This is a genomic window from Bacillus sp. CECT 9360, from assembly GCF_918741275.1.
Taxonomy (GTDB): Bacteria; Bacillota; Bacilli; order Bacillales; family DSM-1321; genus Peribacillus.
On sequence record NZ_CAKKNA010000003.1, the window covers coordinates 320,383 to 333,983 of the forward strand.

The 13,601-nt window shown below is 38.9% G+C and carries 12 protein-coding genes; all 12 read right to left on the minus strand.

From position 1 onward, the window contains the following. Positions 1-57: 57 nt before the first annotated feature. Positions 58-768 carry an acyltransferase gene (locus LQ216_RS05450; RefSeq protein WP_230127452.1) on the minus strand — a complete coding sequence of 237 codons (711 nt, stop codon included), beginning with the start codon at positions 766-768 and terminating at the stop codon, positions 58-60. Positions 769-785: 17 nt separating this feature from the next. After that, positions 786-1,898 (minus strand): DegT/DnrJ/EryC1/StrS family aminotransferase, encoded by a 1,113-nt coding sequence (locus LQ216_RS05455; protein WP_230127454.1) that lies wholly within the window; start codon positions 1,896-1,898, stop codon positions 786-788. 26 nt (positions 1,899-1,924) lie between these two features. Continuing rightward, positions 1,925-3,034, minus strand: a complete 1,110-nt coding sequence (locus LQ216_RS05460) for a glycosyltransferase family 4 protein (protein ID WP_230127455.1) — start codon at positions 3,032-3,034, stop codon at positions 1,925-1,927. 25 nt (positions 3,035-3,059) lie between these two features. Next, positions 3,060-4,277 (minus strand): glycosyltransferase family 4 protein, encoded by a 1,218-nt coding sequence (locus LQ216_RS05465; RefSeq protein WP_230127457.1) that lies wholly within the window; start codon positions 4,275-4,277, stop codon positions 3,060-3,062. A 17-nt stretch (positions 4,278-4,294) separates the two neighbouring features. After that, entirely contained in the window at positions 4,295-5,344 is a 1,050-nt protein-coding gene (gene wecB / locus LQ216_RS05470) for a UDP-N-acetylglucosamine 2-epimerase (non-hydrolyzing) (protein ID WP_230127459.1), read from the minus strand. A 77-nt stretch (positions 5,345-5,421) separates the two neighbouring features. Continuing rightward, positions 5,422-6,756 carry a nucleotide sugar dehydrogenase gene (locus tag LQ216_RS05475; protein ID WP_230127461.1) on the minus strand — a complete coding sequence of 445 codons (1,335 nt, stop codon included), beginning with the start codon at positions 6,754-6,756 and terminating at the stop codon, positions 5,422-5,424. Positions 6,757-6,786: 30 nt separating this feature from the next. Then, positions 6,787-7,803 carry a Gfo/Idh/MocA family oxidoreductase gene (locus tag LQ216_RS05480; protein ID WP_230127463.1) on the minus strand — a complete coding sequence of 339 codons (1,017 nt, stop codon included), beginning with the start codon at positions 7,801-7,803 and terminating at the stop codon, positions 6,787-6,789. 103 nt (positions 7,804-7,906) lie between these two features. Then, positions 7,907-8,827 (minus strand): NAD-dependent epimerase/dehydratase family protein, encoded by a 921-nt coding sequence (locus tag LQ216_RS05485; RefSeq protein WP_230127465.1) that lies wholly within the window; start codon positions 8,825-8,827, stop codon positions 7,907-7,909. Positions 8,828-8,853: 26 nt separating this feature from the next. Continuing rightward, complete coding sequence (locus LQ216_RS05490; RefSeq protein WP_230127467.1) at positions 8,854-10,182, minus strand: oligosaccharide flippase family protein; 1,329 nt, start codon at positions 10,180-10,182, stop codon at positions 8,854-8,856. A 13-nt stretch (positions 10,183-10,195) separates the two neighbouring features. Further along, complete coding sequence (locus tag LQ216_RS05495) at positions 10,196-11,428, minus strand: glycosyltransferase (RefSeq protein WP_230127469.1); 1,233 nt, start codon at positions 11,426-11,428, stop codon at positions 10,196-10,198. 68 nt (positions 11,429-11,496) lie between these two features. Continuing rightward, positions 11,497-12,558, minus strand: coding sequence for an MraY family glycosyltransferase (locus LQ216_RS05500; protein ID WP_230127471.1), 1,062 nt, complete (start codon positions 12,556-12,558; stop codon positions 11,497-11,499). Positions 12,559-13,182: 624 nt separating this feature from the next. Further along, positions 13,183-13,601 (minus strand): IS3 family transposase (locus LQ216_RS05505; RefSeq protein ID WP_230127473.1); only part of this gene is annotated, 419 nt, incomplete at its 5' end.

The window sequence follows — 13,601 nt, forward strand, 5'->3', positions numbered from 1 at the left end:
ACATTAGTTATATCCTAATATAGGAGGATGAATAATTCATCCTCCTGCTATTATCTGTTATTGATTCCTCAATAGTTGTGTGTCAGGGACCTGACGAAATACCTTTGCAGGAGTGCCGACCACTAGCTGTTCCTTTTGAACATCTTTCGTAACCACACTCCCAGCACCAACCGCTCCATCCTCTTCAATCGTTTTTCCTGGTAAAATCGTTGAATTCGCTCCGATTCTTCCGCCATCTTTAATGGTAATTCCCTTAAATTTATCATATCGTTCCTTCGAACGCGCCATGAAATTATCATTAGTAGTGACAACACCCGGTGCAACAAATACAGAATCACCAAGCTTGGAGTAAGCAGTAATATAGCAGTTCGTTTCAAGCTTGCATTTTTGTCCGATTTCACAGTCGTTTTCTACCGCTACACCACGCCCGACAATTGTTTTCTCTCCAATTGTAACCCGCTCTCTAACAGTAGCTAAATCTGCAATGAACACATCATTTCCAATATTCGCATTCGCATAGATAATGGATGATGTCCCTATCGTACAGCCAGATCCGATATTAGCCGGTGGCAGTGTTTTCACATCAGGGAGAATAGAGTTTTTCGCTCTCGCAGGTTGTTTACCAATTACAACATTGTCCTGAATCATCACGTAGTCGCCGATAACCGTTCCATCATAGATAATGACATTGTGTCCAATTGTTACGTTTTTTCCAAACGTAACATTGTTCCCTATTACAACGTTATTTCCTTTTACAGCAGGCTCCATGAAAAATAACCCCCTTCTTATTTGTTATAGAATTCAGCAATTTTCTTCACAACATATACTTGCTGATCTTGCTTTAATTCCGGATACATAGGCAGGGAAATGGCTTCCGCACATGCTTTTTCCGTTTCAGGCAGGTCGCCCTCTTTATAGCCCAATTCATTAAATACCGGCTGTAAGTGTAAAGGCTTTGGATAGTAAATCATTGTCGCTACTCCATTTTCCTTCAAGAAAGCTTGTAGTTCGTCTCTTCTTTGAACCCGGATTGTGTACTGGTGGAATACATGATGGTTATGTTCCTCTATAAACGGAGTCACTACTTCATTATTAACCGCTTCATTTAGTAATTGTGTATAAGTATTCGCCTTCTCTTGACGAAGCTTGCTCCATGTATCCAAGTGAGGGAACTTCACATTCAGAATGGCAGCCTGAAGCTCGTCCAAACGGCTGTTATACCCTAATACATGGTGATGATACTTTGGTTTGCTTCCATGAACTCGGATGACGCGCATTTTTTCTGCCAGCTCAGCATCATCTGTGACGATCATTCCGGCGTCTCCATATGCTCCCAGGTTTTTAGTCGGGAAGAAACTGTAAGTTGCCGCAGTTCCTAATTCACCAACTGTTTTTCCTTTGTATTTAGAGCCGATAGCTTGTGCAGCATCTTCAATAACAACAAGATTATGTTTTTTGGCAACTTCATTTATGCCGTCCATATCAGCCATTTGTCCGTAAAGATGTACGACAACGACTGCTTTTGTTTTATCCGTTACAGCTTTTTCAAGACTTGCCGGGTCAAGATTGAATGTTCTTGGATCAATGTCAGCGAAAACAGGTGTAGCCCCCGCGCGCGCAACTGCTCCAGCTGTTGCAAAGAAAGTAAAAGAAGGACAAATTACTTCATCTCCAGGTCCCACTCCGGACGCCTGTAAGGCAATATGTATGGCATCGCTGCCATTAGCAACACCAATTCCATTGCTTACATTGCTGTATTTAGCTACGTCAGCTTCAAGTTTTTTAACGTTATCACCAAGGATAAAATGAGCCTTAGACATAACATCGTCCAGTGCCTTTAACATTTCATCGCGTAAACCTTGGTATTGCTCGGTTAAATCTAACATTGTCACTTTCATGGTAAAACCTCTTTTCAAATTTATTATTATAATGATTGATACAGTTGAATCAATTTTTCACTTTCATTTTCCCAATTATAAATGGAAGTAACCGCTTTTCGGCCGTTTTCTCCCATGATCTTTGCTTCTTCAGGGTTTGAAAGGATCCATTTAATCGCTTCCGAGATTTCTTCTATATTCATCGGATCGACACACAATCCACAGTTGTTTTTCTCAACAATTTCCTTCCATAGTGGGAAGTTAGAAGCAATAACAGGCAAGCCTGCTGACATGTATTCAAACATTTTAATAGGCAAGGAAACAACAAATCTAGGCTCAGGATGAAGTAAAACAAGGCCCATATTCGCCTCTGCCAGTACTTGTTTCACCTGCTGCCTGTCTAAAAATCCAAGATAGTCAGTAAACTCAAATCCACTCATACTCTTCACATTAGCTTCAAGGCTTTTTGGGGCAAATTCACCTGCAAGTGTTAGTCTACAATCAATTTCCTCATTCACTTTCTCTACTGATTGTATCATTTCTTTAATCCCTCTGAGTATATAGATTCCCCCAATATAAAGCGCATTATTTCTAGGAGAATCTATCATTTGGCGGCTTTCAACCGCCAGTTCATTGAGCAAAGGATAATTATGAAGCGTTATCGTCCGTTCATTGTATGTTTTGAAACGGTTGGCGATATGCGGTGTCGCCGTTACAATAGCATCAAATTTTCTGGAAGCATACTTCTCATAGCCTTTCACCGCTTTTGAAATGGTTTTTCGCATCGGTTTAGGTATCCATTGCTTCGAAAGAATCTGTTCCGGTACATCTTCATGAACATCATAAATCACTTTTTTACCATGTGATTTAAGCTTTAATCCTATTGGAATCAATTCTGGATCGTGAAAATGATACACATCCGCATCTACTTCCAGCGCTTTTTGGTATACTTTTTTGGTTGTGTTCCTCATCCTGTCCAGCTGTCCGCTTGCTTCGGAAGTTACGCTAAGAATCTTAACATTATTTCGAACAGCTTCTTCGGTGTTAGGGACAACATAGAAGACTTCATGACCCGCTTTACTCAAAGAACTGCTTTCTTTAATGAAGATTCTTGTGTCATTGGCTGAATGCACAGAGGTAATATGGCAAATTTTCATTTTTTCACTGCCTCTTTACGAATAATTAATGATTAATATTTTTTAGCAAATCATCCACAATGAACTTCCAAGAATATTCTTTTTCAACCCATTCTCGTCCAGAAGAAGAAAGTTCATGGTATTCCTGTTCATTCATCGAAACACAATGTTTAAACGCTTCGGCAATGGAGTCCGGGTCTTCAGGTTTGGCAAGGACACCGCAATGATTATTCTTGATTAGCTCGGCGCTTTCCCCTTCTCCGCAATAAACGACAGGAACTCCGCTTGAAAGTGCCGGGAAAATTTTAGAAGGCCTCGCGCCTTTAAACAGCTCAATGTTCCGTAAAGAAACAATAGAAAAATCGGTAACCGAAAAAATTGTCGGCATTTCAGTAACCGGGACCGCGTCATGAAAAACAAGGTTTTGGAGATTTAGCTTTTCTTTCAAAGCGATTAAATTTTCTTTTTCCGGTCCTTCTCCAATAATCAAAAACTTAGCCTTAATATTCTCCATTTCGAGAATTTTGGCTGCCTGTAGAATAGAATCAAGGCCCTGAGCATAACCAATCCTTCCGGCAAATGTGAAGACTGTGTGGTCTTGAAAACCTAATTTGTTGATCCAGCTCTGATCAGGCTCTTGGGGCGTAAATGTTTCTGTATTCACTCCATTAGGTAGCATAAACACATCTTCTTGTTTTTTGCCTTGCTTCATCATATATTGCTGAATCCCTTCAGTTGCAGTCGCAATTTTCCAGGAACGCTTATAAAGCCATTTTTCGAGAATTTCCGCCATTTTTATGAATTGTTTATTGGTGACAAGACCTAGTTCAACTGCAGATTCAGGCCAGATATCAGCAACATTAAATACAAATTTGGCTTTCTTCATTTTCGACGCAAAATAGCCTGTTATCCCTAAAAATAAAGGAGGTGAGGTACAAATGATAACATCCGTTTTATTAGCCTTTAAGACAGAGTAAAAAGCGCTAAACGTAAAGGAAAAATAGGAAAACAATCTTTTCCAAAAACTTCCCTTTGGACTTGGGTATATCCATGATCGATGGACAGGGATTCCTTCATAGTTTTCGAATTGATAGAATTTCCCTCGATACTCTTCTGGAATGATTCCGTTTGGATGGTGAGGAAACGCCGTGATCACTTCAACCTGGTAACCTCTTTTAATGAGTTCTTTACTTATTTCATATAATCTGATTTGTGGTGCGCCCGTCTCAGGTGGGAAGTTCTCGCTCAAAAGTGTAATTCTCATCTTATATCAACCTCATTTTAGAAATGCTCCAATATTTTCTTGGAAGCAAAACCATTCCCAAAATAGTCTTTATAAGCCGGGCTTACATTCTTGTGTATAGCGTTTACTATTTTCTGAACATCCGTACCCACTAAGATATTAGCGTTGTCTTCAAGTGTTTCTACCCATTCTGTCTGTTCACGAAGGGTGACACAAGGTATTTGCAAGAAGTATGCTTCCTTTTGCATTCCGCCGGAATCAGTCAATATTTTTTTGGCACTGCCTTCTAAAGCAAGAATATCCAAATAACCGACAGGTTCTATAACTTGAAGTCCCGGAATTGTCGCTAAGTCAATACCCATGTTGCTTAAGATATGTTTAGTGCGCGGGTGAATCGGCCACACCTTTTTTCCTTCAATTTGCGAAAATGCATGTAAGATATTTTTAATATTGGTTTCATTATCCGTATTCTCTGCTCGATGGATGGTTATCAGATAATAAGAATCCTTCTCCAATCCCAGCCTGTTTAAGATATCGGATTTGTCTTCAGATAATGCCCGGTTGTAGCTGACAGCGTCAAACATAACATCCCCTACATTAATCACCTTTTCACGGATGTTTTCATTATGCAGATTTTGCACAGCTGTGTCCGTTGGACAGAATAAATACTCGGAGATATGGTCTGTCATGATCCGATTTACTTCTTCAGGCATTTTTTTGTTAAAGCTTCTTAAACCAGCCTCTACGTGGACAACAGGGATATGAAGCTTTGCGGCTGCAAGTGCTCCCGCTAGGGTTGAATTTGTATCGCCGTACACCATCAGATAATCAGGTTTTTCATCCATAATTATTTGTTCAATTCCTCCGAGCATGGTTGCAGTCTGCTTACCGTGAGAAGAAGAACCGACATTTAAATGATAATCGGGCTTTGGTATATTCAATTCATCAAAGAAGATATCACTCATATTTTTGTCATAGTGCTGACCGGTATGAACATAGATTTCTTTATGTATGCTTCTTAATTCTCTAGAAACTGGAGCTGCTTTTATAAATTGTGGCCTGGCTCCGATTACGGTTAGAAATTTCATAACATCACCTTAACCTGTATAAGAATAAGCAGCATAGAAGAGTCTCTCTCCTATGCTACTTGTAACCCGCTATTATTTTACAGTTTTACGTATTTTTCTGGTTTTGTGTAGTTCTTCATCGCATTTCTTGTGTCGAACACTACTTTATTGCTTTTGCTGATTAATTCATAATCAAATCCGCTGTGATCTGTAAGGATTAATATTAAATCAGCATCATCAATGACTTCTTTTGTTAGAGAAGTTGTTTCCAACCGGTTTCCATCCACTTTAAATGATGTAACATGTGGATCGCAGATGGTTAGGTCTGCCCCTTCTTTAAGAAGCGTTTCAATAATCGGGAGTGACGGAGATTCCCTTACATCGTCAATATCTTTTTTGTATGCTACACCAAGTACGGCGATTTTTGAACCTCTTAGTGCAAGACCCTCGTTATTTAAGCTGTACATTGCTTTGTTTACTACGAATTCAGGCATTCCATTATTAATTTCACCTGCAAGCTCGATTAAACGAGTATGGTAGTTATACTCACGGGCTTTCCATGTTAAATAGAACGGATCGATTGGAATACAATGTCCGCCTAGTCCAGGACCTGGATAGAATGGCATAAATCCGTAAGGCTTAGTTGCCGCAGCGTCAATGACTTCCCATACATCAATACCCATTTTATTACATAAGATTGCCATTTCGTTTGCTAATGCAATATTAAGGTGGCGGAATGTGTTTTCAAGAATCTTTTCCATTTCTGCTACCGCAGGACTTGATACCTGGTGTACGTCTCCTTCAAGAACACTCTTATAGAGAGCTGCTGCAATATCTGTACATGCAGGAGTCATACCGCCAACTACCTTTGGTGTATTTTTCGTATTGTAATGTTTATTACCAGGGTCTACGCGTTCCGGTGAATAAGCAAGGAAGAAGTCCGTTCCCACTTTTAAGCCAGTGTTTTCAAGGATTGGTTTTAACACTTCTTCTGTAGTTCCTGGATACGTAGTACTTTCTAAGACAACAAGCATCCCCGCGTGGAGGTTTTTGGAAATCTCTTTCCCTGAACTTTCAACATATGAGGTGTCAGGCTGTTGGTACGTATCAAGCGGTGTTGGTACACAAATTGCAACTGCATCCACATCCTTAATTAAGGAATAATCAGTCGTCGCAATGAATTGGCCGGATGCAGTAATTTCAGCAAGCTCCTCATCAACAACATCACCAATATAGTTAATCCCTTGGTTTACTTGGTCTACACGGCTTTGCTGAACATCAAAACCAATGACCTTGTATCCAGCTTTAGCCTTTTCTACGGCAAGCGGAAGCCCAACATATCCAAGTCCTACAACACCAATGGTTGCTTGTCTGGTTTCAATTTTATTTAAAAGTTCTTTTGCTGTTTGGTTTAGTTCACTATTTTCTGTCATAAGGTTATCCTCTTTTCTCCTAATTCTTTGTTAGCCTATTCTTACAGGCTGATGAGATGCTGCTGATTCATACAGTGAAATGACGAGCTGTAACGCTCTTTTTCCATCTTCTCCTGTTACGACAGGCTCTCTATTTTCCTTAATAGCTAGTACCATATCCTCAATGATAGCTTGATGCCCCGGTGTTCCAAACGGATCTGCCTTGATTTCAGCTTTCATTGCTTCTACATCTTCTTGTGAAACACCTTCCATAACAAGATGTTCGATAAAGTTCGCGTTTTGTCCACTGATTTTAATTGTGCCCTGTTCCCCAAATATGCTGATAGATTCTTCGAAATTTTTCGGATAGATCGTTACAGCCGCTTCCACGACACCTAATGCACCGTTTTTAAATCGAACGACTCCGGCTGATACATCCTCTGCTTCAATATCTCGAAGTCGGGTTGCATCCATACTGAAGACCTCTTCTACATCACCCATTAACCATACTAACAAATCCAGGTTATGGATCGCCTGATTCATGAGAACTCCGCCATCTAATGACTTAGTACCTCTCCACGGAGCCTGGTCGTAGTATTCCTGGTTCCTATTCCAACGAACTGTAGCATTAGCATGGCTTAGTTTACCGAATCGCCCTTCTTTCATTAAATTTTTCAATTTAATAAGAGCGGGACGGAAACGGTTTGGATGTACCACCGCTAATTTTACATCATTGTCACTGCATGCACGAATAATTTTATCAGTATCTTCAATTGTTAAGGCTATAGGTTTTTCAACAACCACATGCTTCTTGGCTCTCGCAGCTTGCACAGCAATGTTCGCGTGATACCCACTCGGGGTACAAATATTTATTACATCGACTTCGGGATTTTCCAGCAGCTCTTCCAAGCTGGTATACCCTTTAATATTGTATTCTTCGACAAAAGGCTGCATTTTCTCTTCAATGGTATCACATACCGCTAATAGCGAAGCACCTTCACTGTTTATAATGGCTTCTGCGTGTTTTTTGGCAATGTGGCCACAACCTACGATTGCAAAACGAATCATGTCTTTCACCTTTGCTTTCAAATTTTGTCTATTTATATACAGAACTATCTTACACGAAATTTATATAGAAGTTAATATTGTAAATATTAACTTCGCGTCACATTCAGTTGACCGTTTTCTCAATAAAGGCTGCATATGTTTTTTCGAGCCCTTTTTCAAATGAATATTTGGGTTGCCAAGCAAGTTCTTTCGTGATTTGGCTATTATCCAAGCAGCTGCGATAAATGTCCCCTTTACGTGGCTCCATATATTGTTTATCCATGGATTCATCTGATAATGACGTTAAGACATCGATTAATTTATTTACTGATGTCTCAGTGTTCGTACCGACATTATATACACCGCCCGGATTCTTTAGAGCGGCCAGATGGGCAGAAGCAATGTCCTCGACATAAATAAAGTCTCTTGTTTGTCCACCATCCCCAAATATCTGGAGCGTTTCGTTTTTGCCCAGTTTATCTATGAATATTTTAATTACTCCGCCCTCTCCATCTTTAGACTGCTTAGGTCCAAACACGTTAGCATAACGAAGGATTGTCGCATCGATTCCATATTGCTTGGATAAAAGCTGCACATAACGTTCCCCGGTCATCTTAGATAATCCATATGGAGAAGTCGGCGCCAAAACTTCCGTTTCGTTCAAAGGACAGGCTGGATTTTCTCCATAGACAGCTGCTGAAGATGCAAAAATAAACTTCTTGGCATTTAACCGCTTAGCGAGCTGTAGCATTTTTACGGTACCCTCGATATTTTCACTCAAATCATATGCTGGGTCATCAATGGAATCCGGTACACTGGTTTGGGCGGCAAGATGGATAACCGAATCAATTTGAAAATCATTTAATTGCTCAAATAAGCCATCTTCCCTTATATCCTTTTCGATCAATATATCTTCTTTTTCAATGTTTTTTCTATCTCCGGTAATAAAATTATCGACAAGAATCACTTCATACCCATGCTCTTTCAGTACATTCTTCGTAAACGTTCCTATGAATCCGGCTCCTCCGGTGATTAAGACAGACATCGTTTTACACCTCAACTACGAATTATTTAAGCAGGCTTTCTTTTTAATCTTTTAGCTAAGTCCTTTACCATTGTAATATCTGCGCCTTTAATAAGCAAAAATTCTTTTATTGGCTGTTTTGTGACATTTTTATAAAGAATCACTTTTATTATGAAGCTGATGATATATGTAATAGAAGAAGAAACAGCAGCTCCTTGTATACCATATCTAGGAATTAAAAGTAGGTTAAGGACAACATTTAATGCCACATTGACAAAGGACACATACATATTCAAATCAGGCCGTCCCCTGCCGGCTAAATCGTTTGAGAGAATTTTTTCTACCGCCAATACCGTAAGCCCAGGTAAAAGCAGATTTAGTATATGGGCACTCGAGCGATAATCTTCACCAAATACATGAAAAATCAAGTCTGAAAAAAGGAAGATCACTAAGCTCACACAAACGATGAATATCATAATAAATCGGCTAACAATAGCGGTTATTTTATTTCGGTCCTCTTCCTGATTCGATGAGGCAATCCGGGGCAGCAATACTTGAGAAAAGGACTGGGAAAAAATCGATATCTTCTCACCAAGATTCACTGCTGCAACATAGATACCTACTGAAGCAGGCGAAACAAATACCCCCAATAATAATACCCCAAGCCGATAGTTCAAGAACGTCATTATATTACTAATATGGGCTTTAAGCCCATATGAAATGGACAACTTTATATATTTCCAAGAAAAGTAACGCAGTGAAAATTCAATTTCATATACTTTAAACAGCATAACAATGCTGTACATTACAGATAAAACATAGCCGAGAATAAAGGAGAGCAAGGCTCCTTTCAGACCTAATTGAAAAACAAACAATACCAGGATCAGGAGAAGCAAAGTTCCAAATTGCTGTACAACCAACACGGTATTAAACAATTTAAAGTTTTGCATTCCTTGAAAGATTGTTTGCAAAAAAATCATGAGAAACATAAAAGGCAAAGCACAAAGACTAAGATAGAGCAAACTGGAATCTACAGCTGAAAATTCACTGTCCCCCAAAAGAAAAATAGTGAAAAATCCGATCACAATACTAACTAAAGCAAGCACTATTGCGGATACAACGCTGGTAACAAATGCCTCTTTTAATTCTATCTCCTTTTTACTGACAAAATATATCGTCGATGTATTTAAACCTAAGTTAAGAAAAGTCATCAGCATTAGCGGCAGATAGGTTATTAATGTATACTTCCCATATCCACTTGACCCTAGAGCTCTAGCTATAATAATAAGCAAAAGCAGGCCTATGACAATACTAACAACCTGTCTGGTTAAGGTAATAATACTATTAGATAGAAAAGTATTTTTCTGTTCACTCATTTTGGAAAAACCTCTAATCTTTTAGCAAAGTTGCGAACTTCGTGTAATTTTTTTCTGCATTGTAGGAATGATCCCAGGTAGAATAAGCCGCTTTTCCCTTTTTAATCTTTTCTTCCAAAGAAAAGTTGTGAAAATGTGTAATCTGCGCTGCTATATCGAGTGGTTCAAGATCTTTTGGCAACAGAATCCCATTATCAGCATTCACAACCTCGGATGTACCACCTACATCCGTTGCCACAACTGGTATCCCAAAGCTAAAGGCTTCCATGATTGTCACGGGGATCCCTTCACTTTCACTAACGTTTACAAATACATCAAAATCAAGTGAGCGGTAAAGCTCCATTATTTCATCATTATTTTTATTCCCTAACAAGTTCACTTTTATCTGCTCGGGAAGTGTGGCCACAATTTTTTCGATGTTAGCACGCTCCGGACCATCTCCAATATGTGTCCATTCCACAGGAAAATGACAATGCTTCAACGCATCAGCTAACAAATGAATCCTTTTAACAGGCTTTAAATAAGAACAGCTCACTAATCGGAGAACAGCTGATTGCTTGTCCCAGTTAAGCTGATCATATTCAACTTTAGACTTTGTCCCCAGCCTTTGCACCGACAGCTTATCTTCTACATCACTATGTTTATTTATGAGATAATTCAACCCATTTTCAGAAATGGAATATGTTTGATCAAGGACAGAGATCACCTTACCCTGAAATGGGATATAAGCAGGGTTGTGCCGTTCCGCATATAAATCGCCGCCATGAACCCTTGATACGGCCTTGTCAATTTTCTCATCCTCTTTTAGCATGGCAAGAGCCAATGCAGAAGGGGTTAACCAATAAGAGTAAAAGATGTAATCATAACCATCAGGAATTGCTTTTTGAAGTTTGTTCTTTATCTCACAAGCGAGGGCAAGACGGTTGAGCATGATTAGCGGTGCCTTTAATCCATGACGAATGGAATGGGAAAGTTCTCCCCAGAACCATTTCATATTTTTGGTACTCTTCATAATGTCAATAACTCTCGATAGTGATGATCGTTTATCCCCTTTAAACAGGTGAATTACTTCTACATTATCAGGAACATCCTTGCGGGTTTTTTGATCGTATATAATCGAACGATTGGTTGGGATCAAAAAAATCCGTTTAAAATGTTTGGACAATACATCTAATTCCGCTTTTAAAAATTCCTCTCCAGGAGGGTATGGATATCTGTTAGATAGAATAACTAGAGTTGAATTCATAATAACTCCTTCTAAGATTTCCTAAAGTTGTTTAACTGAAAAAGCTGTAGGTTAGAATTACCTACAGCTCAGTTGTTTCTTCCACCAAATTTCTTATACACCTTGATAATAGGCTTATACTTCTCGCCTACCAGCCCGATTACCTCTGCTATCAGTGAAGTCACAAGCAATATGCCTACGATAATAAATATGGAACCCCATAGCGTTGCGTTGGAAAAAACAATTCCACAGACACTGAATATAATTCCCAAGGTATAAATAATTAGCACAGTTGCCCGATGCGAGAATCCAAGCGCCATTATTCTATGGTGAAGATGCGACTTATCCGGTGCCGATATCGGCTTTTTATTCACAATTCTTCTTATTATGGCAAAGGCTGTATCAAAAACAGGAACTCCGAGTATAATAATAGGGACTACAAAACTGAACAAGGTAACACTTTTATAAAGTCCTAATAAAGATAGGATAGAAATGATATATCCAAGGAATAATGAACCAGTATCACCCATGAATATTTTCGCTGGATGAAAATTGTAAAACAAGAACCCTAATGTGCTTGCTAATACAACCATCGCGATAGTAAAAATAAGTATATTCCCATTCATGGCAGCCATAAAAGCAATCGTTCCTATGCATATGGATGAAATTCCGGCCGCTAAGCCATCTAATCCGTCAATCAAATTAATTGCATTTGTAATGCCAACTATCCAGATAATTGTAAGTGGAATGGATAACATTCCAACATCAATTTTGTCTACAAAAGGAATGTGGATAAAATCAATTGTAAGTCCTGATTGAACAATGAGGGCAGCTACTGCAAGTTGTCCGGCCAATTTAACTTTGGCAGATATTTCGTATTTATCGTCCAGCACACCAAGGGCAATGATCAGGACTCCGCCCAAAGTAATGGAATAGATGTGTTCATTATATAATCCAGATATAAAGTAACCAACGGCAACACCAATAAAGATAGCTAAGCCACCTAACCTAGGCATAAGCTTGGTGTGAACTTTTCTAGAGTTTGGCTTATCCGTGGCTCCGATTTTTACAGCTAATTTCATCACAAGCGGAGTAACAAGAAGGACAGTGATAAATGAAGTAAAAACGGCAATGATTAAATTCTTGTCCATACCCAGCTCCTTAAAGTTTTAATTAAAATATCCTTTTTTAGTTTAACACAAAAACAACAACATTCAACAAAAATTATCGAAACGAGTGGTGTCAGATTTAGTCTTAATACTTGTAATTTGCTATTTCGCCCTGTTTTTAACTTGTATAAAGAGATGACATAAATCTTGCCTTTTCTACAAGACATTCATGATGTCAGCATTTCTATTCATCCTATATCCAAAATACATATTCGCAAACACATTGCTCCTGTACATAATAGGCTCTCAAAGATTATTTATGACCGCTAAGCTAAAGGAGTTACAACAATCTCGCGCACTTTACCTATGAACGATCTGATAAAAATAATAAAAAGAAAGCTCACCGATTGGTGGTCAAGACCCCAAAATGTGGAGATGTAAAAAAACCGGAGCTGTTTCCTTTAGGAAATGGCTCCCTATTTATTTATAGAGTTAGGTTCTTTGCATTTATTCACTTGACATAGAGCCTCGTCACGCATGATTCACGAGCTAGGAAGCAGTTGGCAACACCAACTAGCTTCCCCCAAAAGGGTATCATGCGTTGCTCCATATCAAGTGGTGTTTTACAAATTACTTTGTGCCTTCATCTGTAAGGGACCCATTTCCTTACGATGCAAGTTGCTGGTTGCGATAGTTTACTGGAGATTGTCGATTTAATCGTTTTTGTCTCCTCGTATGATTATAACGGTGGATATATTGATGTAATTTCACTTCTAAATCTTCTATACTTTGTACAGAATAAGGGTAGAACGCTTCCGTTTTTAAATGAGAAAAGAAACTTTCGATACAGGCGTTATCAAAAGGATTGCCTGATCGAGACATACTTGACCTAATATCGTAGGATTCCAGAGTGTCTTGATAAAGTTTGGATGTGTATTGTGTTCCCCGGTCGCTATGAAGGATGACACCTTGCACATCCTTTTCTTTTTGAATAGCTTGGTATACAGTTTTGATCACTAAAATTGTTTCTGTGTTTCTTCCCATTTCATAGGCAATGATTTCATTATTATACAGATCCAAAATGG

What these genes read in the sequence shown, in the direction of transcription:
- LQ216_RS05450 (WP_230127452.1), bottom strand. Translation starts at nt 768, where the DNA reads ATGGAGCCTGCTGTAAAAGGAAATAACGTTGTAATAGGGAACAATGTT.
- LQ216_RS05455 (WP_230127454.1), bottom strand. Translation starts at nt 1,898, where the DNA reads ATGAAAGTGACAATGTTAGATTTAACCGAGCAATACCAAGGTTTACGC.
- LQ216_RS05460 (WP_230127455.1), bottom strand. Translation starts at nt 3,034, where the DNA reads ATGAAAATTTGCCATATTACCTCTGTGCATTCAGCCAATGACACAAGA.
- LQ216_RS05465 (WP_230127457.1), bottom strand. Translation starts at nt 4,277, where the DNA reads ATGAGAATTACACTTTTGAGCGAGAACTTCCCACCTGAGACGGGCGCA.
- wecB (WP_230127459.1), bottom strand. Translation starts at nt 5,344, where the DNA reads ATGAAATTTCTAACCGTAATCGGAGCCAGGCCACAATTTATAAAAGCA.
- LQ216_RS05475 (WP_230127461.1), bottom strand. Translation starts at nt 6,756, where the DNA reads ATGACAGAAAATAGTGAACTAAACCAAACAGCAAAAGAACTTTTAAAT.
- LQ216_RS05480 (WP_230127463.1), bottom strand. Translation starts at nt 7,803, where the DNA reads ATGATTCGTTTTGCAATCGTAGGTTGTGGCCACATTGCCAAAAAACAC.
- LQ216_RS05485 (WP_230127465.1), bottom strand. Translation starts at nt 8,827, where the DNA reads ATGTCTGTCTTAATCACCGGAGGAGCCGGATTCATAGGAACGTTTACG.
- LQ216_RS05490 (WP_230127467.1), bottom strand. Translation starts at nt 10,182, where the DNA reads ATGAGTGAACAGAAAAATACTTTTCTATCTAATAGTATTATTACCTTA.
- LQ216_RS05495 (WP_230127469.1), bottom strand. Translation starts at nt 11,428, where the DNA reads ATGAATTCAACTCTAGTTATTCTATCTAACAGATATCCATACCCTCCT.
- LQ216_RS05500 (WP_230127471.1), bottom strand. Translation starts at nt 12,558, where the DNA reads ATGGACAAGAATTTAATCATTGCCGTTTTTACTTCATTTATCACTGTC.